The sequence below is a fragment of the Chloroflexus sp. genome (assembly GCF_049970315.1).
Lineage (GTDB): Bacteria > Chloroflexota > Chloroflexia > Chloroflexales > Chloroflexaceae > Chloroflexus.
In genome coordinates this window covers 237207-263435 of sequence record NZ_JBMFNE010000004.1, presented here as the reverse complement: position 1 = coordinate 263435, position 26229 = coordinate 237207, and the positions used below count along the sequence as shown (strand labels likewise).

21 protein-coding genes are annotated in these 26229 nt (G+C 55.1%); 16 read left to right on the top strand and 5 right to left on the bottom strand.

Annotated features, from left to right (window positions below):
- Positions 1-281: 281 nt before the first annotated feature.
- The 3 genes from ACP5OT_RS04895 to ACP5OT_RS04885 all read right to left on the bottom strand — a co-directional run bounded on the left by ACP5OT_RS04895 (position 282) and on the right by ACP5OT_RS04885 (position 2894).
- Entirely contained in the window at positions 282-653 is a 372-nt protein-coding gene (locus ACP5OT_RS04895; protein ID WP_424675493.1) for a hypothetical protein, read from the bottom strand.
- A 157-nt stretch (positions 654-810) separates the two neighbouring features.
- Positions 811-1539 carry an MBL fold metallo-hydrolase gene (locus ACP5OT_RS04890; RefSeq protein ID WP_428131495.1) on the bottom strand — a complete coding sequence of 243 codons (729 nt, stop codon included), beginning with the start codon at positions 1537-1539 and terminating at the stop codon, positions 811-813.
- Between the two features lie 104 nt (positions 1540-1643).
- A complete protein-coding gene (locus ACP5OT_RS04885) occupies positions 1644-2894 on the bottom strand; it encodes a hypothetical protein (RefSeq protein ID WP_424675495.1) in 1251 nt (416 codons plus the stop codon).
- 133 nt (positions 2895-3027) lie between these two features.
- Here ACP5OT_RS04885 and ACP5OT_RS04880 point away from each other — a divergent pair, with 133 nt between their 5' ends.
- From ACP5OT_RS04880 to ACP5OT_RS04840, 9 genes are all read left to right on the top strand, one after another.
- A complete protein-coding gene (locus ACP5OT_RS04880) occupies positions 3028-4218 on the top strand; it encodes a class I SAM-dependent methyltransferase (protein ID WP_428131492.1) in 1191 nt (396 codons plus the stop codon).
- Between the two features lie 124 nt (positions 4219-4342).
- Positions 4343-5563, top strand: coding sequence for an MFS transporter (locus ACP5OT_RS04875; RefSeq protein ID WP_424675497.1), 1221 nt, complete (start codon positions 4343-4345; stop codon positions 5561-5563).
- A 53-nt stretch (positions 5564-5616) separates the two neighbouring features.
- Entirely contained in the window at positions 5617-6540 is a 924-nt protein-coding gene (locus tag ACP5OT_RS04870) for a branched-chain amino acid transaminase (RefSeq protein WP_424675498.1), read from the top strand.
- A 135-nt stretch (positions 6541-6675) separates the two neighbouring features.
- Positions 6676-7071 carry an isoamylase early set domain-containing protein gene (locus tag ACP5OT_RS04865; RefSeq protein WP_424675499.1) on the top strand — a complete coding sequence of 132 codons (396 nt, stop codon included), beginning with the start codon at positions 6676-6678 and terminating at the stop codon, positions 7069-7071.
- Between the two features lie 99 nt (positions 7072-7170).
- The gene (gene guaA / locus ACP5OT_RS04860) at positions 7171-8712 is read left to right on the top strand and encodes a glutamine-hydrolyzing GMP synthase (RefSeq protein ID WP_424675520.1); all 1542 of its coding nucleotides are present in this window, start codon (positions 7171-7173) and stop codon (positions 8710-8712) included.
- A gap of 33 nt (positions 8713-8745) precedes the next feature.
- Positions 8746-9438 (top strand): (d)CMP kinase, encoded by a 693-nt coding sequence (cmk, locus tag ACP5OT_RS04855; protein WP_424675500.1) that lies wholly within the window; start codon positions 8746-8748, stop codon positions 9436-9438.
- Positions 9439-9531: 93 nt separating this feature from the next.
- The gene (locus ACP5OT_RS04850) at positions 9532-11256 is read left to right on the top strand and encodes a PH domain-containing protein (RefSeq protein ID WP_424675501.1); all 1725 of its coding nucleotides are present in this window, start codon (positions 9532-9534) and stop codon (positions 11254-11256) included.
- Complete coding sequence (locus ACP5OT_RS04845) at positions 11253-13139, top strand: hypothetical protein (RefSeq protein WP_428131488.1); 1887 nt, start codon at positions 11253-11255, stop codon at positions 13137-13139. Before ACP5OT_RS04850 ends, ACP5OT_RS04845 begins: the two co-directional genes overlap by 4 nt.
- 27 nt (positions 13140-13166) lie before the next feature.
- Positions 13167-14117: an ABC transporter ATP-binding protein gene (locus tag ACP5OT_RS04840; protein ID WP_424675503.1), complete on the top strand. Its 951-nt coding sequence runs from the start codon at positions 13167-13169 to the stop codon at positions 14115-14117.
- Positions 14118-14197: 80 nt separating this feature from the next.
- Here ACP5OT_RS04840 and ACP5OT_RS04835 read toward each other — a convergent pair whose 3' ends face one another.
- Both ACP5OT_RS04835 and purB read right to left on the bottom strand, forming a co-directional pair.
- On the bottom strand, positions 14198-14440 hold the full coding sequence (locus tag ACP5OT_RS04835; protein ID WP_424675504.1) for an NAD(P)H-dependent oxidoreductase subunit E: 243 nt from the start codon (positions 14438-14440) through the stop codon (positions 14198-14200).
- Positions 14441-15007: 567 nt separating this feature from the next.
- Positions 15008-16405, bottom strand: a complete 1398-nt coding sequence (purB, locus tag ACP5OT_RS04830; protein WP_428112542.1) for an adenylosuccinate lyase — start codon at positions 16403-16405, stop codon at positions 15008-15010.
- 205 nt (positions 16406-16610) lie between these two features.
- Between purB and ACP5OT_RS04825 the strand changes: the two genes are divergently transcribed.
- The 7 genes from ACP5OT_RS04825 (at position 16611) to ACP5OT_RS04795 (ending at position 26122) form a co-directional block, all read left to right on the top strand.
- Entirely contained in the window at positions 16611-17132 is a 522-nt protein-coding gene (locus tag ACP5OT_RS04825) for a MarR family winged helix-turn-helix transcriptional regulator (protein ID WP_424675506.1), read from the top strand.
- Between the two features lie 208 nt (positions 17133-17340).
- Positions 17341-19167, top strand: a complete 1827-nt coding sequence (locus tag ACP5OT_RS04820; RefSeq protein ID WP_424675507.1) for an efflux RND transporter periplasmic adaptor subunit — start codon at positions 17341-17343, stop codon at positions 19165-19167.
- A gap of 97 nt (positions 19168-19264) precedes the next feature.
- A complete protein-coding gene (locus tag ACP5OT_RS04815) occupies positions 19265-20512 on the top strand; it encodes an ABC transporter permease (protein ID WP_424675508.1) in 1248 nt (415 codons plus the stop codon).
- A 124-nt stretch (positions 20513-20636) separates the two neighbouring features.
- On the top strand, positions 20637-21584 hold the full coding sequence (locus ACP5OT_RS04810; protein ID WP_424675509.1) for an NAD-dependent epimerase/dehydratase family protein: 948 nt from the start codon (positions 20637-20639) through the stop codon (positions 21582-21584).
- On the top strand, positions 21577-23766 hold the full coding sequence (locus tag ACP5OT_RS04805) for an ATP-binding protein (RefSeq protein ID WP_424675510.1): 2190 nt from the start codon (positions 21577-21579) through the stop codon (positions 23764-23766). The genes ACP5OT_RS04810 and ACP5OT_RS04805 overlap by 8 nt, the downstream gene beginning before the upstream one ends.
- A gap of 128 nt (positions 23767-23894) precedes the next feature.
- Positions 23895-24971, top strand: a complete 1077-nt coding sequence (gene hisC, locus ACP5OT_RS04800) for a histidinol-phosphate transaminase (RefSeq protein WP_428112538.1) — start codon at positions 23895-23897, stop codon at positions 24969-24971.
- A 38-nt stretch (positions 24972-25009) separates the two neighbouring features.
- Positions 25010-26122 (top strand): zinc ribbon domain-containing protein, encoded by a 1113-nt coding sequence (locus tag ACP5OT_RS04795; RefSeq protein ID WP_424675513.1) that lies wholly within the window; start codon positions 25010-25012, stop codon positions 26120-26122.
- Positions 26123-26229 lie beyond the last annotated feature (107 nt).

The window sequence follows — 26229 nt, the reverse complement described above, 5'->3', positions numbered from 1 at the left end:
TTGTACAAGCATGGCATTCATTGCCGCAGTGATGATATGGTAGCGCGAAATACGTATTCCGACAAGCGATAGCCGGCGCCAAGACGAGACGTACCTTACGGCACCCTTCATCAGCGTGCGCTCGCTGCTGCATGGCAATACAATGCAGCGGCGGCAGCATCCCATCCCTTGTCCATCATCGCAAGACAGCAACAGAACCGGTCTTGGGGAAGAAGCAGCAAGAGTACGACACAAACACCTGAATGGAGTGAAGAATTGCAAGCCTGCAAGACGATGCCATTTCAGGCAACCATACTCTCGACCAGCGGAGGAAACAGCAAGAGGATAACCATCATCAGTCCGGTATTCTGGTTCAGGCGCAACGGTTCGGCCAACAGCATTACTATAATCACCGCACCCGCGCCGATCAGCCAGAAGAACCAGGCTTTGCGTCTCCTGCCCTGACGTTTTGCCATTATAGCAGCACCTAGTCCGTTACCCACCATCACACCGAGGATTGAGCCGAGCACACCTAGCCCCAAATCTAACATTGACATTGAGCCACTGAAGAGGAAGCGTCCTATTAGCAAGCCCAAGGCACCTCCCGTCGCTCCAAGTATCATCGCGCCACTCAGTGCACCCATAAAGATCATGAAACGAGATTTTAATTTCATACAGAGAACTTCCTTACATCTTTGAGCGTTACCGTGGGTGACCATTCCTTGTATGAATTCGGCATTTGTTGTCGCAGTGATGATATAGTAGCGCGAAATACGTGTTCCAACAAGTGATCGCCGGTGCCAAGACGAGACTCACCTTGCGGCACTCTCATCAGCGTGCGCTTGCCGCTGCATAGCGATGCAATGCAGTGGTGGCGGCCCTTCCCGACAACGCCGGGCCGTAGCCAAAACAGAGTGTTGCAAACTGACGTTGGGCTAGACGGTGTACACTGTGGACCAACGCAGTGGCATCTTCGAGCACGATGGGTTGCTGTAAACTTTTTCCTCGATGCATAACTGTATCGGCAGCAAAAAGTACCTGTTGGCTCGACCAATACAACCCGATCTGACCGGCACTGTGGCCGGGTAGATGAATGACTTCGAGACCACCGGCCACAGGGATCGTTTCGCCATCGGTGACCAAGCGGTCAACACACGCCGGCGAAAACGTTGACGGCATAAACCGTTTGGCAACACCACACGCAACCCGATTAAACCAGCCGGGGGAACTGACGGTTGTTGGGCGTATCGCTTGGCCGGCTGCCACCAATTCGGCATCAAGCGGATGCATCCAGACCGTCGCGCCAGTTTGTGCTTGCAGCGCAGCCACATTACCGGCGTGATCGATATGGTGATGCGTCACAATGATATGTTGTACTTGTTTGGGAGAACGCCCAAGGAAGTTCAGTGCAGCCAATACTCGGGCGCCTTGATCGGGGTAGCCGGTGTCAATAATGGTGACGTGACCGGCCATCAGAATAAAGAAGACGTTGACTGAAGAGAGGGGAATCGGTAGGGTGAGTTCGTACAATCCGGGAACCAGCAGACGCGGTTTTGGCATATGGGTCTATACCCTTTCCATTATTAGGCGCGGGGTCGGGGCAACCCTTGTGGTTGCCCCAATGGTTGCCCCAACAGGACGACCCTCGTGGCTACCATCTCTGCTCAGTAATTCTCTTTCAGCCACTGCCGCCAACCAGCATCGAATTCGGCGTAGGTTATGCCAAACGCTTTTTGCAACGCCTTATCGTAAAACTCGATCCCAGTACCCGGCGTATCACGCACCGCAGCCGCAAAACGCCAGAACCCATCCAGCCCACCTTGCGTCTCAACGATATATGCGACCAGCGAGTACGCAAACCCGTAGGCAAGGCTCCGATCAACCTCCAACGTCGTCATATGGTCCATGTCCTGCGGACGAACGCCACCGTTAGGGTCGACCAACGGGATAATGCGGCCCCGGCGTACTGCGGCACTCACTGCATTGCGCCGCGGATTGTTTGAGACATACTCGGCCAAACCCTCACTCATCCAGTCAGTGATTCGATACTCTTGGGCAAATGCACGGGTATACGCCCAATGGGTCAGTTCATGCACAATCGTGCTGTACAGCTCCGCTTCCCAACCCACATTCGGGTCGTAGAAGCCAAAGGCATAGGAGAAGGGCGCAAAAATATCGACGCGGTCGTTGCGGGGGCGTGAACCTGCCGAATACCAAGCTAATGAGTTGGGATTGACCGGTGGCGTAATACCAAAGATCGGGCGGAGATAGACGTTGAACTTGTTCTCAGGCGTGCGACCAAGGGTGTCGATTACTTGCTGGCGGGCGCGCAGGACCATATCTTCAATGATAGTGTTGACTTCTGCCGACCATTCGTAGGTGTTGAGTGTGAAATACTCATTGTCGATCTTGATCTTTGCACCCAACTGCTCCTCGGTTGGCTCGCTCATCACCCAACGTCCGTCTTCCATCTGGCGGAAGAGCAGATCGCGCCGGTAGCCACCGTCATCAATTGCAGCCTGCCAAAAGCCATGCTCGCGCGGTTTGACCTCGAGCACACGCATACGGCTAAACCGTGAACCGCTGAACGATGACTCCTGAAACGTGTTGAACCGTTCTTCCACCAACCGACGGAAAGGCGCATTGGTCTGATCAACGACTGAGCGGAGTAATTCAACGTTGTTGGTATTGTACGCTTCAACATAATCATCGAGTACTTGCTGAATACCGGCAGACACCGCTTCCGGCGTCAACGTGTCGGTAGCCGGTGCAACCGTTGGTGGTACCGATGTGACAACAGCGGTCGGTGCTGCTGTTGGTTCAGCAACGGTACTGGCCGGCGTTTGCACTGTTTGGGGTGTACATGCTGTCAAAACAACAAGCAACAGCATCAACCAACTTCCGATGCGTAACATATAACCTCCCAGGGCAACTATTTAGGTATCTCACGATATTGTACCGCGTTCAGGATACTTATGGGATATACTACGGCGAGAGAAATGGTCGTGATAGGGAACTGAGAATCTATCCATTCTATCTTTGCTTCGCATGGATCTTACACTCATCGAATGGCTACACTCGGCAGAAGGTCAGGCGATCTTGGCCGAACTTGCTATTCGCGAGCTACGCGAAACCGACCTCTTGGCCGAACTAAACCGGCTTCGTCGCCACCTACCTGCTGAACGAGCGCGAGCGGCGATTGAACAAGCATTGCTACGGCGCAAAGCCATCGCGAAGTTTCCGTATGCCGACCGAATGCTGTTTACCCGCGACGCCCTCGAACAGGCATCGGCGGCTCCGGTAGCCGCACACCGTGCTGCGCGATTAGTCTGCCAGAGCAGAGTGGCCGATCTAGGTTGTGGGATCGGCGGTGATACGATTGCAATGGCCCTTGCCGGCATACAGGTGATCGCGGTGGAACGCGATCCGATTCGGTTGGCACTGGCGCAAGCAAATCTCGCCGCATTAGGGCTGGATGAGCGGGTGCTGTGGCTCGAACGCGACCTGTTGCACGAACCGCCACCGCACGCCGATGCGCTCTTCTGTGACCCGGCTCGTCGCATCGGCGACCGACGGGTCTTTGATCCGGCTGCGTTTCAGCCACCGCTGACTCACGTGCTAGGCTGGCAGCGCCACAATCCGGCACTCGTGGTCAAGTTGGCGCCCGGCATTGACCGCAACCACATACCGGCAGAGGCAGAACTGGAGTTTGTCTCGTTCGACGGTGAATTGAAGGAGGCAGTGCTCTGGTGCGGCCCTTTAGCGACGACCGAACGGCGAGCAACGGTATTGAACGGTGCAGGCAACGCGGTATCGCTGACCACCGGCGCAGCACCGCGACCACCCTTGAGTACACCGCAGACCGTACTCTACGAACCTGACCCCACCATCATCCGGGCCGGGCTAATTGCCGAACTGGCCGCTCAACTCGGTGCTGCCCAACTTTCACCCGATATTGCCTACCTCACCACCACGACCTATCACCCCACACCATTCGCCCGCCCATGGCCGATTGTTACGTGGCTGCCCTTTCAACTGAAGCGGCTCCGGGCACTACTGCGCGACCTTGACGCCGGCCCGGTCACCGTCAAGAAGCGAGGTTCACCGCTCGATACAACGACACTGGCCCACCAGCTCAGCGGCAATGGCAATCGTCGGCTCGTGGTCGTGCTAACCCGACTCCCCTCTGGCCCTATTGCAGTGATATGTGATGAAATGATCGCAAACGACAATCGGTAAGAGCAAACCCAGCAACTCGAAGGAACCCACTCCTGCACGGTCCACCTTGCGATTGATGGCAAACCTAAGGCAAGCATGCTACCTTATGCCAAGGAATTATTGACTCAGCAAAAGGTTTACCACAATGACCCTCGCACAGCACGCTCGCTATCGGGGCTTAAGCATCCTCATCGTGATTAACTTCATGATGTACGCCGGCTTTTTCATGGTCATCCCGCTCGTATCAGTCCATTATGTCCAAACGATGGGCTTTGCCGCAGTGACGGTCGGGATGGCGCTCGCGTTGCGCCAACTCGTTCAGCAAGGGGTGAGTGTCGGCGGTGGGGTGCTCTCAGATCGCTTTGGCGGACGTAGCCTGATTACCGCCGGCGTCTTGATCCGCGCTCTTGGGTTCGTCAGCCTTGCCTTTGCCAACACACCATTGCTGCTCTTCGCCGCGATGCTACTCTCGGCGCTCGGTGGAGCACTCTTTGAAGCACCGAGTCGAGCCGGAATTGCTGCGTTGACAACCCCTGACGAACGCGCCCATGCCTTTTCGATCAACGGAGTGGGCAGTGGTTTAGGTATGGTAGTCGGGCCGCTCGTTGGTTCACTCTTGCTCGATTTTGGCTTTACTACGGTAGCCCTGGCAGCCGCCATCTGTTTTGCCCTGATCGGCGTGCTCAGCTTACTCTTGCCGCCACTTGAGACGGCAAGTGATCGGACACGGCTAGGGTTTGGTTTAGGGTTGGCATTGCGCGACCGGCCCTTTCTGATCTTTACAGCCTTACTAATGGGCTACTGGTTTATGTGGGTCCAATTGACGATCAGCTTACCACTGGCCGGCGAGCGATTAGCCAATGCTGCCGATGCGGTGCGGTGGATCTATGGTATCAATGCGGGGATGACCGTCCTCTTGCAAATACCGATCATGGGGCTGGTTGAACGACGCCTCCGACCACCCACCATCCTGATCCTCGGGATTGCGTTGATGGCCGGTGGTCTGGGAATGGTTGCCATCGCCGAGACGTTTCCATGGCTCATCGGTTGTGTCGTTATCTTTACCATCGGCACCTTGCTTGCCACCCCATCCCAACAGAGCGTAACTGCCGCACTCGCCGACCCACGCGCACTTGGTTCATACTTCGGGGTTAATGCCCTGGCACTCGCATTTGGCGGCGGACTAGGGAACCTGAGCGGTGGTCTGTTGATCGATCTCGCTACCGTTCTCCATCTCCCGGCACTCCCGTGGATCATTTTTGCAACGATTGGTCTTATTAGCGCTACCGGTCTCGTCATCCTCGATCGTAAGTTGCAACGACAATCAAACATCGCCGTCAACGCCCAACAGCAATCATCGCCGTAAGCTGGTTTAGAATAGACACACTGCCCCTGATTTGGCTAGAAAGGACGAGCATTATGCCCAACAACCGTTTCGCATTCTTTAACGGCGACATCGTTCCGATCGAGCAAGCGCAAGTCAGTGTGATGACCAATGCGCTCAACTACGGTACCGGCTGCTTTGAGGGTATTCGTGGGTATTGGAATCCCGATCATCAACAGCTCTACGTCTTTTGTCTGCGCGAACATCTGGAGCGTATGCACCGCTCGGCCCGCATCTTGATGATGAAGATGCCTTACAGTGTTGACGAATTATGCCAGATTACCATCGATCTGTTGCGGCGCGAAGAGTTCCGCGAAGATGTCTACATTCGTCCACTGCTGTACAAGAGTGATCCGGCCATCTCGGTACAAATGCACGGTCTCACCGACAGTTTCACCATGTTTGCGCTTGGCTTTGGGCAATATCTCAGTGGTTCGTCCATTCGCGTGTGCGTTTCCTCGTGGCGACGGATCGATGACAACATCATCCCATCGCGGGCGAAGGCGTGTGGTGCATACCTTAACTCGGCGCTGGCGAAGAGCGAAGCCTTGCTCAACGGGTACGATGAGGCGATTGTGCTGAGCAGCGACGGCCATGTCTCAGAGGCATCGGCAGCGAATCTGTTTATCGTGCGTAACGGTGTGTTGATTACTCCGCCAACCAGCGGCGATATTCTGGAAGGGATCACGCGACAAGTCGTAATCGAGCTGGCACACAAGCAGTTAGGCTTGCCGGTAAAAGAAGCGCCGATTGATCGAACTGAGTTGTACGTCGCCGACGAAGCCTTCTTCTGCGGCACCGGCGTCGAGATCAAACCGATTGTTGAGATTGACCGCCGTCCTATTGGGAACGGTACCATCGGCCCGATCGGCACGATGCTGGTCAATTTGTACGCGGACGTGGTACGGGGACGGATCGCGGCCTACCGACACTGGTGTACGCCGGTGTATGCCAACTAAAAGGCGTTCTTGCCCTTCTCTGTTGAGGAGGGCAACCAACTATTCCGTATCTCGACGTGGCACAAAGCACATGTTATAATACGTATAACCTTTGACAGTGTTGTCAGCATAACGGCCCGACAAAGGAGTTTGGCCATGATTACGAAACGTCTCGGTCCTACCGGCAAAGTGCGGGTGACCTTCTCGCTACCCGCCGCTCTCTGGGCCGACACCATCTACCTCGTCGGTGATTTCAACGGTTGGAATCGTCATGCAACTCCCCTCCGCGCCACTGAACACGGTTGGATGGTAACGCTCGACCTTGAAGCTGGGCGCACCTACCAATACCGTTATCTCGTCAACGACAACGAATGGCATAACGACTGGAACGCCGACGGCTATGTACCAAACCCCTACGGTGGTGACAACTCGGTGGTAGATACAACTATCTTTGCCCACCTTCCCCCCGACGAAGAACGGGCTGTCCGTGAACCGATCTTGACCCCATTGCCCAAACACCCCCCTCGCCTACGGCACGTCTCAACCGGATGAAGCAAAGTTTGTTATAATGCCGATAGCGACGCGAAAGGGCGCAGCAACCTGCGCCCTTTTGTCTATCGGTACTTACAAGACAGATAGATCAGGTACATGATGACGACTCATAGTATTCCGGTGCTCGATTTTGGTTCCCAGACGGCGCAGTTGATCGTGCGACGGCTACGCGAATTGGGCTATTATAGCGAGTTGCTCGCACACGATACGCCGGAAGCGCAGATCCGTGCGCTAAACCCGGTTGGAATTGTCCTCAGTGGTGGGCCGGCCAGTGTGTATGAACCGGGGGCACCAACCTTACCGCCATGGCTCCTCGAAAGCAAGCTACCCGTGCTTGGAATTTGCTACGGTATGCAACTGATCAGCCACACCCTCGGCGGTATGGTGCGTCGTCCATCTGGGCGTGAGTACGGCCCGGCGATGATCACCGTCACCCAACCCCACCCACTTTTTGCCGATACCCCCACCGAACAGCCGGTCTGGATGAGTCACGGTGACCGGATCGAGCAGTTGCCCGCCGGCTTTACGGCAATTGCCTCCAGCCAGGCCACGCCGTTTGCCGCCATTGCCGACGACCACCGACGCTGGTACGGTGTCCAGTTTCACCCGGAAGTGGTGCATACCGTGTATGGGCGAGCACTTTTGACCAACTTTGCCAAACTATGCGGGGCAAAACCCGAATGGCAGCCGAGCAGTTTTGTCACCGAAGCGATTGAACGGGTCCGAGCACAGGTCGGCTCACACGGGCGCGTTATCTGCGCCCTCTCCGGCGGGGTTGATTCGGCAGTGGCGGCCCTGATCATCCATCGCGCTATCGGCGACCGGTTGACCTGCGTGTTCGTTGATAACGGCCTCTTGCGCGCCGGCGAAGCTGATCAGGTCATCAACACCTTCCGCGAACATTTTCACGTACCGCTGATCGCGGTTGATGCGCGTGAAGAGTTTCTCGCTGCATTAGATGGTGTGGTTGATCCTGAGCAGAAGCGCAAGATTATCGGTGAGAAGTTTATTCGCATTTTCGAGCGCGAAGCGCGTGCGTTAGCAGGCGTGGAGTTCCTCGCTCAAGGGACGCTCTACCCCGATGTGATCGAATCGACTGCACCGGACCGACCGAAGGCAGCGAAGATCAAAACGCATCACAACGTTGGCGGGCTACCCGCCGACATGCAACTGAAGCTGGTTGAGCCGCTCCGCTACCTCTTCAAAGATGAAGTACGCGCAGCAGGGCTGCAACTCGGCTTGCCCGAAGAGTGGGTATGGCGACATCCTTTCCCCGGACCCGGTCTCGCCGTGCGGATCATCGGTACCGTAACGTGGGAACGGCTAGAGACATTGCGCAAAGCCGACAGCATCTTCCTTGAAGAGCTGCGGGCAAGCGGCTACTACCGTGCAACCCAACAGGCATTCGCCGTTCTTCTGCCGGTGCAAAGCGTCGGTGTGATGGGGGACGGGCGTAGTTATGGGTTCACTATCGCACTGCGCGCGATTACCACCGAAGACTACATGACAGCCGACTGGGCGCGCTTACCCTACGAATTACTGGCACACGTCAGTAGCCGAATTGTGAATGAGGTCGAAGGCGTCAATCGCGTCGTATACGATATTTCGTCAAAGCCACCGGCTACTATCGAGTGGGAGTAGCGATCATCGCTGCCGGTATGCTACAATAAAGCCATGCGTGTACCACAAACCATCGCAATCGACGGTCAATCGGCAGCAGGGAAAAGTACACTCGGCGCTTTATTGGCCGAGGCGCTAGGCTATCTCTATTTCGATACCGGAGTGATGTATCGCGCACTAGCACTAGCCGCATTACGGGCGGGTATCGATCCCGACGATGAAGCAGCCCTGAGCGAATTGGCCCATCAGTTAGTCATTGATGTCACCCAACCGACAGTCGCCGATGGACGGCAGTACACCGTTTTGGTCAACGGTGAAGATGTAACGTGGGCAATCCGCAGCCCCGAAGTCGAGCGGATCGTCTCACGCGCCGCTCGTTTCCCTTCGGTGCGACGCGAAATGGTTCGTCAACAGCAACTTATCGGTCAGCGCGGACGAGTGGTGATGGTAGGGCGCGATATTGGTACCGTGGTCATGCCCGACGCCGATCTGAAGATCTATTTGCAAGCGTCATTGGCCGAACGTGCCCGCCGGCGGGCTGCCGAGTTGCGCAGCCGGAATATTGACATGCCCCTCGAACAAATTGCCGCTGCCCTGGCCGAACGCGATGCGCTCGATGCCCACGTTTCACAACCGGCTGCCGATGCGATCATTCTCGTTAACGATGGGTTGACCCCGGCAGAAGAGGTGGCATTGGTGCTCAACCGTTTTGTGTATAGCGAACAGGCGCTGGAGAATGGCCATTAATGTAGATTGACCTATGCCTCGCACGTTTAGCCAGTCATACGCTGGGGAACGCTGGTCTTCCTGCCCGTTGACCGATACGAGAGGGGCTGTACGGTGAAAATCGGTAAAGCCATCGATAAGCTACTCTACGAAGACGCTGACGCAGCGCTTGATCTGGCACCGAGTGAGGAGATCCTCTACGTTACCGGGCGCCATTGGCTCATCTTGATGGCGCGGCTGATCATTCCGTTAATCGGGATCGGTCTCTTCGGTGGCATTGCTTTTTATCGTGCGATTGGTGGTGGCTTTCTTGTCACCGATACCGGCGAACCAATCGGTTTTGATTTGTTCAATATCCTGTTGGTCCTGATTGAAGCGGTTTTGCTGCTCTTCTGGGTCGCACTATGGGTGCGCGGTGGCAAAGACCCAAATCCGGGGCGAGTGTTGTTGGCCGCGAATCTGGCTGTGCTCGCTCTGATCTATTTTCGCTATAACGGTGGACGCATTTTCTATATCGATCCCGGACGGTTCTTCGGGCAAGCTTTCGATCCGCTCAATCTGGTGTTCATCAGTCTAGCTATCGTCAGTCTCTTCTCCATCTTCCTTATCGTCTACGATTGGCTCAACGATGAACTGATCCTCACCAACCGCCGGGTCGTGTACGATAATGATCAGGTCTTTATTCCGCGCTTGATTGAACGGCGGGTACAGGAGCAAATCTTTATCGAAGAGATTCAAGACGTGGTTGCAACCACGAAGACCTACTTGCAACACTGGTTCCAATACGGCACTATCACGATTAAGTCGGCACGGATCGGCGGCAATATTGTATTCCACGGCGCGCGTAATCCGAAAGAGATGCAGCGCCGTATTATGGCACAGGTGAACGAAAACCGACGCAAACGTACCGAGACCGATCTCGAAAAGATGGTCGAAGCGCGGGTCTACAATGAACCACCACCGAAAGTCAAACGACCGTTACCGCCGGTCAAACCTCGGTGGGATTGGTTGAGTTGGCTGCTACCCGCCAACCCTGAAGTCAATGCGGAAAAAGAGACGGTCATTTGGCGCAAGCACTGGGTTTTTCTCTTGCGCGGATTATTCCCGCCTTTCGCCATGCTCTTTGTCGGATGGATAATCGTGGTGCTTCTTGGTAGTTGGGGGCTCCTACCGACGGTATGGATGACGGTGCTGATCGGTGCGCTACTGATCGCCTTTGTGCTGTGGTCGCTGTGGGAAGTAGAAGATTATCGCAACGATATTTACATCTTGACACCAACGAACATTATTGATGTTGAAAAGAAGCCGCTTGGTCCTGAAGATCGGCGTACCGCCAGTCTTGGGGCAATTACCAACGTCTCATTTGAGACGACCTTTATTAGTAACTTGCTGGGTTATGGTAATGTGGTAGTCGAAACGGCGGGCGGCGGTGGCAAGTTCACCTTCAACCACGTGCCAAACCCACGTGACGTAGTGGCGATGGTCAATGAATACTACGTGATGTTTAAGCGCTCTGAGAAAGAACGTTCACTCAACGACATGCTTGAATTGCTCCGCCATTACCATTTGGCTCAGCAACGGCACCACGAACTCCTCCCGATGAATGGCACTGGGGCGAACGAACCTACACCGGCTACGCAATCTCTTGCCGGGGCACCACCAACAACGGCAGCAACGGTATTGGCACCCGCCGTTTCTCCCGTGCAAACCGCGGCAACGATGCCGGTTTCCACCGAACAGCAGTTACACCCGGCAACAGACCCCAATCTGGCCGTGACCCAGACGGCAACCGACTCTGTACATTCTGTTCGTCCTGGAAAAGAGCAGTCATCAGCATGAGAGCACGCCTGTACCTCATAGTTATACTGGTACTCACGTTGGTACCAATCAGCACGGCTGCCCAACAATCATCGCCAATTAGCATCACCGTACAGGTAGGACTTGACGGCGAGGGAAGTTTTCGTCCCAAATACTGGATACCGGTCTTCGTAACGCTTGCCAATGACGGGCCAGACCAGCAGATCAAGCTCGAATGGCGAGACCAGAGCACAGGGTCTTTCACCCAAAGCTATGTGCTTGATCTACCCGGCGGTGCGCGCAAGCAGATCGTGTTACCGGTTATCCAAACCTCTCGTAGCGCAATCTTGACTGCGACGGCAAACGGCGTACAGGTGTTTCGCGAGCGGGTTTTCCTCAAGCAACTGCCTGATGATCAGATAACAATCGGCTTGCTAAGTACCGATCCCACTGTGTTGAGTAGCTTGACGATTGCCGATTTCGGAACAACCCGCGGCGCCACGATTATCCCGCTGACACCGGCGTTGATGGTCGATGACCCACTGCTACTGACGGCAATTGATGTGATCGCCGTGCGTGAACTCACCGCCGAACTGCGTCCAGAACAGCGGGAGGCTCTGATCACATGGGTGCAACAGGGCGGCACCTTACTGATAGGCGGTGGAGCAGTCGGCGAAACGGCCATCCGTACCTTTGCCGATGTGCTCCCAGTCACCGTTGGGCCGCTCCAGGGGAATTGGCCGGTCAACGCTTTGGAACAACTTATCGGTTTGAGTGGGTTAAGCAACAGCGTCCCCCAACTTACGGCACATACCGTCACGTTACGGGCAAATGCCTATGCACTGACCAATGATACGCTGATTAGCCAGATGGAGCTAGGAGTGGGAAAAATCATCTTCGCCGCGTTCGATCTTGCCACATTGCGGGCCTGGCCGGGTGAGGCCAAACTGTGGGCGAAGGTTCTCGCGTTCCAACCCCGAATTGACATCGGGGCAACGTTCCGTTTTAGTTTTAACGATCTGTTACAAAGTAGTTTGAATCAACCACTGTTTGAGCTACCATCAACGACGGTGATGCTCGGCCTTATCAGCTTGTACATTATCGTGATCGGGCCACTTCACTTCTTCATTTTACGTCAACTACGTCGGCTTGAATGGGCATGGCTGACCACACCACTGCTGATCGTTATCTTTCTGCTCGGCACTTATGGCATGAGCTTCGCCCTTCGTGGTACCCAAACGCAGATCGTTCAACTCACCATTGTACAAACCGCGGCTGAAAGTGAGACGGCCATCACGACAACATTTGCCGGCATCTTTTCCCCTCAACGGGAACGTTATACGCTGACCATCCCCAATACGACCTTCGTCACCCCAATGCGTACCGATGTCGGGCAGGTCGAGACACAACGCGACGACAACGCAGTGACCATCCCCGATCTTCAACTCGATGCGTCAGCATTTCAGACATGGATCGCCGAGGAAGGAGGCCCCAATCCGGTACAGATCGGTGCGCAAATCACGCGCGAGGGCCAGGCTTGGAATGGAAGTGTAACCAATATCGGCAAATTCCCACTCCGCGATGTTATGGTGGTCTGGCAGAACAATATGCAGTGGATCGGCGACTTGCCACCCGGCGCTGAGGCAACGATCTCGCTCAACTCCAATCAAGGTAATTTCCTGCGCGAATTCATCCCCAACGATCAGCATAGTTTGCTGAACCACACGTTTGTGCTAGAGAACTTGTTTTGGTATGGTCAGACAACGAACCGATTTATACCACCTGACGAACTACCTAGCATGCCCGGTACTAGTCTGTACTTGATCGGCTGGAGTGAGCAAGCCACACCGGTATTCCAGATCGACGGTGTCGAGACACGGACCCGTGGTGAGACGTTGTACATCGTAGCCCTACAGCAACGGTGATACTGATAGCGGTTGGTGGACAAACGTATGACGGCGATGGTTGAAACCAAAAATCTTACCCGCTACTACGGCGAACAACGAGCACTTAACCATCTCAATCTCCAGATACCGGTCGGGGCAGTGTACGGCTTTATCGGGCCTAACGGCGCCGGTAAGACCACCACGATGCGAATTCTCACGACTCTCTTGCAGCCATCGGGAGGGGAAGCGTGGGTAGCCGGACTATCGGTAACTCAGCAACGGGCCGAGGTACGACGTGTCGTTGGGTTCATGCCCGACTCGTTTGGCTTCTATAACAACATGACCGCTGCCGAATACCTCGACTTTTTTGCCGCCGCCTACCACGTACCACCGGCACGACGGCGAGCCTTGATCGATGATCTATTAGCACTGGTCGATCTCACCCATAAACGCGATAACGATGTTATGTCGCTTTCACGGGGGATGAAGCAGCGTCTCAGCCTTGCCCGTACCCTCATTCACGATCCATCACTCCTGATCCTCGATGAACCGGCTAGTGGTCTTGACCCACGCGCACGGGTGGAGTTGCGCGAATTGCTCCGCGAACTACGCCGGCTCGGCAAGACGATTATGATCAGCTCGCACATTCTCACCGAGCTGGCCGAGATGTGTACGCACATCGGTATTATCGAACGAGGCACATTACTGGCATCGGGCGATGTCGAAACGATCATGCGCTCATTGCGTCCGCATCGTACTTTTGCGATCCACGTCATTAGCGACATCGCAACCGCTGCCGAGATTGCCAGCACCGCCGATCATGTTCTGGCGGTACGTACTATCAATGACGACGGCCCACCCCGGATCGAAGTTGACATTGACGGCGATGATCATGCGGTGAGTGCATTGCTAGCACGCTTGGTGAGCAATGGCACTGCGATCATTCATTTCGCTGCCCAGACCGGCAATTTGGAAGAAATCTTCCTTAAAGTGACCGAGGGCATCGTAGGCTCATAGGCAGGCGTAGGATGAGCGGATCAACGTAGTACCTGCCTGCTCCAACGCGCCGCAGCACCGTCGTCGCATAAACGACCGGTCTACTCAACCTTTACCTCACGCAACCTGCTCTGCACCAACTCGATCAATTGTTGGGGAGTAACCCGCGGGAAATAATCGAAGTCGATCATGATTGCAGGCACATCATCGCACGCAGCCATACAATCTAGCTCAACAACCCGCAGTTTGCCAGGATGATCAGCACGCAGGCGGGCTAACGTTTGCCACAGATCAGGTCGGCTGCGGGCACAAAGCCGGCAGACGGTTAGTTCAATAGCGGCCATCGCCTGCCTTCCTTTCTTGATCCAGGCAGTGACTCGAAGGTGAGCACGGACAGCAACAACTCAGCGAGGCTCCGATTGAGTAAACGAGAACGTTCCGCATCGAATTGATCACGTAGCGTACCATCTAGCGATTACTGTCGGTTACTGCCGGTACCGCTCTTGGAGGGGAACGGGGAATACCAAGGGCGGCTTAACCGAGATGTCATTAACCTTTCAACATACATGCTGTGGAATGCAGTAGTCTTACTGCTACAAGCCATACACAGACCATACTGCCGCAGGCTACAGTCCGCACACTCCACTAACACACTGCCGCTCACAGATACTTTATCAGGACACCATCAGATAATGCTGTGCAAACCGGCACAATGTATGTTCCTAGTGTACACTCTTTGTCAATAGATTGCAAATACAAAATTCTGCACACATCGGAATACAACCGAGCATAGCGTTCGGACGAAACCCTCAGCACAATGGAATTATCTGGCACCGGAGGAGTATGAGCGTAGAGGTGAACAACGGTTCACCTCCACATCTACATATCACCAACCCGCACCGATGGGAGAACTACCCCCAGTTACCGACCGTCGCCTCATCGCGAAGTTGGGCAAGCTTCACGGCCAGCCCGATATACGCGGCTGGGGAGAGCGCCTGCAACTCAGCACGCACAGCATCGCTCACCGGCAAGCTCGTGATAAAGCGAGCCAATTCTTCGGCGGTTAGTGCTCGTCCGCGCGTAAAATCTTTCAGCAACTCATAGGGTTGCGCAAACCCTTCACGGCGGAGAATAGTCTGGATCGCTTCGGCCAACACTTCAGGATGAGCTTCGAGATCGCGACGTAGCCGCGATCGGTCTACTGCTACCTTCGTGAGACCACGCAGCAACCGTTGATAGGCAAGGAGACAGTAGCCGAAGGCCAACCCAAGGTTACGCAAGACGGTACTATCGGACAAATCGCGTTGCAAGCGCGACACCGGCAACTTACGGCTAAACAGCTCGAGCAATGCACCGGCGACGGCGAGATTACCCTCAGCATTTTCAAAGTCAATTGGGTTCACCTTGTGCGGCATAGTGGAAGAACCAACTTCACCGGCATAGGTCGCCTGCACCAGATAGCCATCACTGATATAACGCCAGCAATCTTGGCTCAGGTCGGTCAGAATAGCACCAATCCGCTTGAACGCATCACACAGGGCGGCCAGGGTATCGTGTGGCTCAATCTGGGTGGTCAGCAAGATCGGCTCAAGTTCGAGCGAGCGAACAAAGGCCCGTGAAAACTTCAACCAGTCAACTTGCGGCAAGGCCGCGTGATGGGCAGCAAAGACACCACTGGCACCGTTCAACTTACCGGTGATTCGAATAGCCATCAGATCGGCGAGCGCCCGTCGTAACCGCATATAAAACACATTCATCTCTTTGCCGAACGTGGTTGGGGTGGCGGGCTGCCCATGGGTACGCGCCAGCATTGGCGTCGCTGCTTCTTCATCGGCCAATTGGCGTAACCGTTCGAGAATCGCCTCAAGCGCGGGCAACATCACCAACTCACGCGCCTCCTTGACCATCAGCGCGTAGGCTAAATTATTGACATCTTCGGAGGTAATTGCGAAATGGATCGCTTCCAGATGCGATGTTAGACCAAGTGCTGTTAGACGCTCGCGCAACCAATACTCAACCGCCTTGACATCGTGATTTACTCGCCGGTCCCATTCGGCAATCGCTAACGCATCATCGTCGCCGAACTGACGATACAACGCACGCAGGGCAGCCTGTTGTGAGAGGGCCAACGGGGGCACAAAACTGATCCCGCGAGCACGCGACAAAAAAATAAGATACTCAACCTCGACCCGGACCCGATACCGAAAGAGTGCTGCCTCGCTAAAAAAGCCGGCCAGTGCCGCCACATCAGGACGGTAACGGCCATCGAGCGGGCCGAGCGCAGCCAAGCGAGCCATATCGTTCGTCATGAAAGCCTCCACCGTATGCTTACATCACCGCTACGCAGCGTACCACAAAAGCTACCCACCGATTGCGGCACGCAAAAAAACGGGATATCTTCTGTGCAAGTCATTGACATTCCATGCTGAATCGGGTACGATGGTAATAAGAATTCTAAATATTTGTTGAACGAATAATTCATATCTCAACAATCTTTTTCCAACAAGGCAGCGTATGCACGAACACGATCCGCGCACTCATTATACCGGTGCAATTGATGACATCGTTCGCCAAATCACGTGGCAGAGCCAGAAGCAGTTATTGCAAACCCTCAGCCGGCCTGAGATCAATCTCACATTACCGCAGATGGTAACGCTCTTTGCTATTCGGGAAGCAGGGGTCTGCCGTATGAGTGATCTAGCCGAGATCACACAACAATCGGCGGGAACGCTCACCGGCATCGTGGATCGCCTGATTGCCGAACATCTCGTTGGGCGTGTGCGTGATGTTGAAGATCGGCGGGTCGTGCAAGTGATGTTGACACGGCAAGGCGAACAACGGCTAGCACTCGTCGAAGCTGCGCGTCGTGCCGATATGGAACGTATTCTGTTGCGCTTTAGTATTGAACAGTTACATCATCTCGAACAACTCCTCCAACTTCTGCTCGACGGAATTAATGAGTTAATCGGCGAGCGTGAACTCACCCGGCATACCAACGGTCAGATCGACATATCTTCAATCAGCCGCGATGCCTAGGCAACGCCGGCGCTATGGCTCCAACGTAGTGATTTGAGACACACCATGTGGAACCCCACAACCATCCCTTGTGGCTAGCACCGGCTGTGCAGATCATCGTTGATAATGGTTTGCCGGTGAAACTATTTGAAGTATCATATCGTCATATTGACGCCTTGCTTATCAAACGCATCCACTCACTCAAGAGTGCGTCAGAGAGGAGGGTTCTATGAGTGAATCGTTACGTCCACGTCGCCGGCCAAACCGTCTTGGTTGGGGCATTGGTATCCTGCTTGTCATCAGCGGATTGGTCGCCGGCTTTTTTTGGTTTAACCGCAATCCATCGTCGACCAACCCACGACTGAACTATGCACTCACCCGCCCACAGCGAGGCCCGATTAGTGCCGTTGTCAACGCAAGCGGTACCATCCAGCCACAACAAGTACTTGATTTGACATTTACCAGCAGTGGCCTGATCAGCGAGGTGCTGGTCAAGATTGGCGATACTGTCAGTGCCGGCCAGCCGTTAGCACGGCTCGACACCCGCGATCTGGAATTACGGGTTGAGCAATCGGCTGCCCAACTAGCGCAGGCGCAAGCCAACCTCGACCGGCTACGTGCCGGCCCGACCGAAGCCGATATCGCTGCCGCCGAGGCCCAATTGGCCCAGGTGCAAGCGCAGCTTCGGCAGACGATGGGGAATGTTACCGAACAAGATTTGGCCGCTGCGCGCGCCCAAGTTGAACAGGCCAGGGCAAACCTTGAACGGCTCCTGGGTGGACCAAAAGCCAGTGAGGTCATCCAGGCCCAAGCGCAAGTCGATCAAGCGATCGCCGCATTGCAATCACAACGCGATTCGTTGTCGGCGGCCAAGACGCGCGCCGAATCACAGTTATTTCAGGCCGCTAATACACTCCGCGACCGACAAGCGGAGTATAGCCGCATCTACAACGAAAATCGCGAACGCGAACAACAATTGGCGCGGTTCGGGCAATCGTTGCCCCAATCGGCGCTGGATAACGAGGCAGCAGCGCTACGTGCTGTGCAAAATGCTGAGGAGCAAATGCGTCAAGCGCAGGTCGCCTACGAGCAGGCAAAGCAAGCCGAGATCACCGGTATCGCTCAAGCCGAGGCACAGGTGCGCAGTGCGCAGGCTAACCTTGATCGGGTGCTGGCCGGGGCCGATCCCGATCAAATTGCGGCAGCACGTGCTCAGTCGGCACAAGCTGAAGCGAATCTGAACAAGTTACTCGGTGATCAACGGGCAGGCAGTTTGGCTGCCGCCCAAGCGGCTGTAGCGAGTGCTCAAGCCAATTTGCAACGGGTCAAAGCACCACCGAGCGATGCCGATCTGGCAAGTGCTGAAGCTCAAGTTGCCAACGCGCGGGCCAGTCTGGCCCAAGCCCAATTGGCCCTGGAACGCGCTACCCTGGTAGCACCGATCAACGGGGTGGTTGCCGAAGTAAATCTTGAAGTCGGTGAACTGTATAACGCCGCACGCCCGGCTATTGTCTTGGCCGATCTGAGCGGCTACTACGTCGATGTGACGGTTGATGAGATTGATGTCGCGCAGATCGCGGTCGGTCAACAGGTGATCTTGACCCTCGACGCTCTCCCCAATCTTGAGTTGCAGGGAACGGTAGCGCGGATTAATCCACTCTCAACCGTTCAATCGGGAGTGACAGCATATACCGTCCGCATCGTGACCAACGATCCACCGGCGGCAGTGCGACCGGGTATGTCGGCCAGTGCCGATATTATTGTAGCGGAGAAGAGTGAGGCATTGGTTGTGCCGCGACGCGCGATCCGTGCAGAACGCGGTCAATTCTTCGTCGATGTGACTGCTGATCCGGGGCTGTGTGCGGTCGATATTGCTCAACGGCCGTTGCAACCGGTTACGCAAGCAATTGCTGTGCAGCTTGGCCTCAGCAACGAGCAGATTATCGAGGTCACTTCTGGGAATCTCGATGAAAATAGTTGTATCTATGTACCCGGCATCGATGCCCGCTTTAATTTCTTTAGTGGAGGACCACCGCCGGGGGTGCGGAATCGCTAATGAACCTCTCTGTCAGGGAACCACTGGGAGACCGCAAGAACAGGAACGCGAAGCCGCAAAGGGCGCGAAGAAGTGTATAGGGTGGAAAGCAAGTATTATGAACATCCTTGAAGCAATTCGGATCGCGCTGAACAGTTTGTTGGCGAACAAGCTGCGGTCCATTTTGACGATGCTCGGCATCATCATCGGGGTTGGTGCAGTTATTGCGCTGCTCGCGTTGGGCGGTGCAATTCAAACACTCGTCACCAGTGAGCTACAAGGGCTGGGAAGTAACCTAGTTTTCCTGTTTCCTGGCACCAATGATCCCGAAAACGACCGTCGCGTCCCGCCACGCCTAACGAACGAGGACGTGGCAGCGATTGCCGATCCACTCAACGTACCGGCAGTTGCCGCCGTTTGCGCTGAATACAGCCGACGAGCGTTAACAACTTACGGTGGCCTGAGCTACAACGCTCTGATTGCCGGGGTAAGCCCGACCTATCCCCAAGTCCGTAATGCGCAAGTAGCGCAAGGTATTTTCTTCGACACACGGGCGGTCGAGCTACGATCACGGGAAGCGGTCCTCGGTCATCGGGTTGCCCAAAGACTCTTTCCCAACGGTGAAGACCCGCTTGGGAAACGGATTCGCATCAACGGGATCGGCTTTCAAGTCATCGGGGTGATGGCCGAGCGCGGTGGTAGTTTTGCCTCGAATGAAGACGATCAGATTTTTGTCCCGATTACGACCGCCCAAGAACGCCTCTTCCCACCCGGCCAAAATACTACCCGCCGCGTTGAGGTATCGGTCGTTTATCTTCAAGCTCGCAATGAGAACAGCATCGATCCTCTGATCGATCAAGTGACGGCGGTTCTCCGTCAACGCAACGGTCTAACGTACCAGGACAACAATTTCACGATCATCACCCAACAAGATCTGGTCAGTTCATTTGCCACGATCACCGGCGCCATTACCATCTTTCTCGGCGCAATTGCCGCGATCTCGTTGGTGGTGGGGGGGATCGGGATCATGAACATTATGTTGGTGAGCGTCACCGAGCGCACCCGTGAAATCGGGTTACGCAAAGCGGTTGGCGCACGGCGCAACGACATCCGCTTACAATTTCTCGTGGAGGCAACGGTGCTCAGTCTCCTGGGTGGGCTGCTCGGCATTGGGCTTGGTTATATAGTCTCGGCTATCGGTACGGCTCTTCTCGCCAATTTTTCACCCAATGCCCGCGCCGAAGTCAGCCTCAACGCCATTCTGCTTGCAACACTCACCTCAATCGCCGTCGGTATCTTCTTCGGCCTCTACCCGGCGGATCGGGCAGCGCGGCTTGATCCGATTGCAGCGTTGCGGTACGAGTAGTGACGCACATGCTATACTGGTGGCGTAGATAATGGCCGTATAGTTCATAAGACTAGGTAATGTGGTGCGCATTCGGTCGTTATCTACGCGCTAGTATCCGTGTTGCACCACCAATACTGCGAGCATGCATATCCTCATTACCGGCTCATCAGGCATGATCGGCACTAATCTCGGCCTACGCTTGCTCGAGGCCGGTCATCAGGTGTTTGGAATTGACAGGCGTGTGAACCCATGGACTGATCGCATCCCCACCCTATTACAAGATCTCTCAATACCACAGCGTGATTTTCGGTCCGGTATTGGCGGAGCACCATACCCCCCATCCGATTTGGTTGTCCATCTCGCCGCCAACGCTAAAGTGCATGATTTGGTCAACGAACCGTACCGCGCCCTGGAAAATATCAATATCACGTATAACGTCCTCGAATATTGTCGCACCCACGATCTACCGCTCATCTTTGCCTCATCGCGTGAGGTTTACGGTGATATTCACCGTTACATCACCGAAGAGACGCGGGCCGATTTTAGCTTCACTGAAAGCCCGTACTCGGCCTCGAAAATAGCCGGTGAGGCGTTGATCTATGCGTATGCCCGTTGCTATGGGCTGCGCTACATCATTTTTCGCTTCTCAAACGTCTACGGTCGCTATGACAATGATCTATCGCGCATGGAGCGGGTTATTCCACTGTTTATTCACCGTATCAGACGGGGTGAACCGGTAACCGTCTATGGTGGTGATAAAGTGCTCGATTTTACCTACATCGACGATTGCATTGATGGAATTATGCGGGGAATTGTTCGTTTAATCCATGGTGAGGTGGTCAACCGCACGATTAATTTGGCCTACGGTGAGGGGAATACGCTGATCCGGGCCGCCGAACTGATCGGCGTTGCTTTAGGCCGTCATCCTGACATTATCGTCCAACCAACCAAACGGGTCGGCGAAGTGAGTTATTACGTTGCCGACATCGGGCGGGCGCGCGAGTTACTGGGGTACGACCCGCAAGTACCTTTGGCCGAAGGCATCCGGCGCGCCGTTGCTTGGTCCCTGGAGTACAAACGGAATGACTGAACCACAGCGTGAACTGAGCCTTGGTGTGAATATCCATGTCATCCCTGCCGAACGGATAAAACGTTGGATGCGAGCAAGCGCGACATGGCTGGCATTACAAGAGCCGGAGCGGCTGTTTCCAGCATTGACGTATAGTTTCATCGAAGTACTGCCAGAGATACGAGCAGCCATTCTCTGGTTGGTGAGTGCAAGTAGTTTACAACCGGTCGCCCAAGCAGGTTTAACCATGCCGGCTGTCTTGGCTGAGCAGTGGCTAAAGATCAAACTGCGACCGGGTGAAGGGGTGGCCGGTTTGGCGTGGCAGCGGGAGACTATCGTCCAGCAACATGGCGAGCATGGCTATCGTGAATTACAAGGATTGGCGCCACCATACGTGCAGGTTATCTTTCAGGCAATGAGCGACCTGTTGCCGCGGAGTCTGACCGTTACTGCGACGCCATTGCGTGCCGGTCACATGCTGGTTGGGGTCTTGGAATTGATCGGTAGCGATGCGAAAGCGCTCGATGTTGAGTCGAACGATCTCGAGTCGAACGATCTCGATATGATCGGCAGCATTGTGGCCGCAGCGATTCGCAATGCCCAGTTGTACGATGAGATTCGACGGAGCAACCGGCGGCTCAAGGCGTTCGATGCGGTGGTGACTTCGATTAGTACGGCTGCCGACCTGCCCGATCTCGTGCAAAGTGTGCTGACGGTGGTGCTCGAACTCACTCCGGCTCGTAGCGGCGCACTCTTGATTTTCGATCCGGCCCAAGAGCGCCTCCAGCTTAGTGCGTGGCGTAACCTTGATCGAGCGGTCTTGAGCAGTTTCGATCAAGTGCCGGTCGATACTAGTCCGTGCGCCGAGGTGGTACGTTATGGACAACCAGCGTTCCGTCCGCTGTTGAGTGAGCGCGGCGAAGAGGCGTTGCTCGCAGCCGGTATGGTAGAGGCCGCCTATTTACCACTCTTGGCGGGTGGTACGGTTACCGGAGTGCTGGCCCTGTTTGGCGAAGTCAATCTCAACCGTTCGCTCGATAAGGATATGCTGATGCCGATCTGTAATCAGGTTGGTTTTGCCATCGCGAACGTGCGCCTTTACGAAGATAGCCAGCGCGAACGACGTAAGCTGCACACTGTGGTGGAATCGATTGCTGAAGGGGTCTTGCTCTGTGATCGGCATGGACGGTTGACGCTCGCCAATCAAGCAGCGCAAGAACTGATTGATGAGGCAGTGCTGAGTTTCGAGACACCATTAGCTTCAATCCCTGAACTATACGATCTCCGCGATCTCGACGGCAATCCGCTCACGCCGGACGATTTGCCGTTTACGCGCGCGCTGCGCGGTGATACCTTCTACGACTACCGGCTGATGCGGCGGAAACCCGATGGGAGCGAACGATTTTTCAGCTTTACCGGTGCACCTGCCATTAATGAACAAGGTGAAGTTGAAGGGGCGGTGATCACGTTACGCGATATTACGGCTAACCAGAAGGTGCAACGAGCCAAAGACGAATTTCTGGCCGTGGCTGCCCACGAACTCCGTAGTCCGCTGGCGGCCGTTCGGAGTTACGCCGATCTGTTGCTACGGCGTGAACAGCAACGCGAAGGCGATGCCCGTGATCTTCACGGCTTGACGATTCTGACTCAGCAAGTGTCCCATATGTTACGACTGGTTGACAATTTGCTCGATGTCTCTCGTCTAGATGCCGGTCAATTCGATCTGCAATATCAGACGGTGAACCTCGTGACGCTTGCGCAGCAAGTCATCGATCAGCAACGACCAAGCGCCAACAACCGAGAATTGTTGCTCGAGACTGAGGCGCCAGAATTGTGGATCTCGTGTGATGCAATGCGCATCCGACAAGTGTTGACTAATCTCCTGAACAATGCAATTAAGTACAGCCCAGCCGGTAGCGTGGTCAGTGTGCGTGTCCGCAGTGCCTCGTTACCCGCGAACAATGCTCCAGCGGCGCTGATCAGTGTGAGCGATCAGGGACCGGGCATTCCGGCGAGTGAGCAAGAACGAGTCTTCCAACGCTATTATCGGTCGCCGGGTCGGCGCGGTGAAGGGCTGGGACTAGGGTTGTATCTTAGTCGGGAGATTGTGCAGTTGCACGGTGGGCAGATTTGGATCGAGAGCCATGAAGGGCAGGGAAGTACGTTTATGGTGCTCTTACCGATTGAGCGGCCGCAAGGGTAAAACCTTAGCGAGTAAAGCGGAGCGCACAGAACAGGGTTGCAGATTGCAATTTTAGAGTTGTTAACTGCGTTTTTTAACAGAACTACGATCATACCGAAGCCGACTGTACAGAACGGGGAGAATCACCTGTGCCGATCCACAAAAAGCCGTTTCTCGCCGCGTTACCACCGGCCCCCCCGCCGCGCCTTGCTGCCGACGGTCCACCACCGATCCGCATGGCAGCCAACGAAAACCCATTGGGTCCATCACCACGCGCGGTCGCAGCAGTACAAGCCGCTATCAATGAAATTCACCGCTATCCCGATGCCGGCGGTGCCGCTCTGCGCTATGCCCTGGCAACACGTAACGACTTGTCGCCCGAACATGTGATGTTGGGTAACGGCTCTGATGAACTCATTATGTTGATTTGCCACGCGATGCTGAGTGAGGGCGACGAAGCGGTATTGGCGCAGGGTTCATTTGTCAGCTATGCACGACGCATCCAGACGCAAGGAGCTATTGCCCGCCAAATCCCGTTACGTGAGATGACCCATGATCTACCGGCGATGGCCGCAGCAATAACGCCACGCACCCGCCTGATCTTCGTCTGTAATCCTAACAACCCGACCGGCACGACCGTCGGTGCGGCTGAGATGGCAGCGTTTCTCGCCCAAGTGCCGGATGATGTGCTCGTGGTTGTTGATGAAGCCTACATTGAGTTTGTCACCCGCCCTGACTTTCCCGATCTGCTGCCCTTGATCCGCAACGGACGCGATAATCTGCTGCTGTTGCGCACCTTTGCCAAGATTCACGGCCTGGCCGGGTTACGTCTCGGCTATGCGTTTGGTACGCCCGATCTGATTGCCTACCTTGAACGAGCACGCCCGGTGTTCAATGTGAACGCATTGGCCCAGATTGCCGGCCTGGCTGCGCTCGACGATACCAACCATCTCACTCGTTCGTTAGCCCACGCCAATGCGAGCCGCACCCGGTTGACGAACGCCTTACGCGCGCTCGGTTTGACGGTCATCCCCGGTGAGACGAACTTCATCGCTGTCGCCGTCCACGACGATCAGGCAATTGCGGCAACACTGGCCCGACGCGGTGTACTGGTGACACCCTTAACCGGTTGGGGATTGCCGGGCTGGATCCGCATATCATTTGGGACAGAGGAAGAAAACGACGCCTGCATTGCCGCACTGCAAGCTGCTGTATCGGACAGCTAGGCTTGTAGTTGACTGCTCGCGCAGCAAAGGAGAAGATAATGAGTGAGTCGCAACAGCCAAAGGTGTGTTCTAACTGCGGACATCCACTCCTACCAACCGATCGTTTCTGCCCGAACTGCGGCACTCGTGTACCAGAAAAAGCCGCACCGCCGACTGTCGTACTCCCACCCGATCAGCCGCCTGCCACGCCGCCCACAACGGTTCTTCCGCCAAGTCGTCCGCCGACTGCACCACCAACCAGTCTGCCTCCTACACAGCCATCATCGATCCCGACACCAACACCGCCCGTTGTTCCACCGGTACAAAGTGCCGGCGCCCCACCTGATCCCTTTATGCCGCCGCCGACGTACCACCCACCGGTCAGCCAGCAACCGCCGTTCCAGATACCTGCTACCCCAAGTGTTTCCACTACGCAGCCGAACAGGGGCATAGCTTGGTTACTGGTAGGCGGGATTGGGTGTCTTCTACTGATCTTTGTCGGAGTGTGTGTCCTTGCGTTGGTAGCGTTCTCCACAATTGCGACAGACACAACAAGCGGCAGCACCACACCTGTGGCGGGAAATAGTCCGCCAACCAGTGGGAGTGGAACCGGCGGTTCGGTGGGCGAGGGGCAGATTCTGTTCCAAGACAATTTTGACAATCCGGTGTCGAGTGCGTTGCCCACGAGTGAAGACAACGACTCGCGTTATGCTTACGAACAGGGCCGCTATGTCATTGAGGTCAAACAACCAGAGCTACTCGTATGGTCACTGATTGATGGGACATACCGCAACGTCACGATTGAAGCGAGCTACATCACACCACGCAACACGTCAAACGTTGCCGCAGGTCTGATCTTTCATTACCAAGACGAAGACAACTTCTACCTGTTTAGCGTCTCGAACGATGGCTATTACGCTCTCGAGCTACTCCAAAACAACCAATGGACAACGCTGATCGACTGGACCAAGCATCAAGCCATCGACCCTGAACGTAACCGCATCAAAGTTGAATTACGCAACGATAAGATTGTGCTCTATGTGAATAATAAACAGATCGATCAGACGCGCGATCCGACGTTTACCGATGGTAACGTAGCACTGGCGGTCACCAGTTTTGATAAAGGTGGGGCGGTTGTCGGATTTGAAGAGATAACGATCAGTCAGCGATAAGATGACCGGTTGCCGATCCCCTCCTCGCCCAACGGGCAAGGAGGGGATCGTTTTGTCTTGTTAACGATGATCGTCACGGAGAAACTTGACAAACGGCGTTCGTTGTT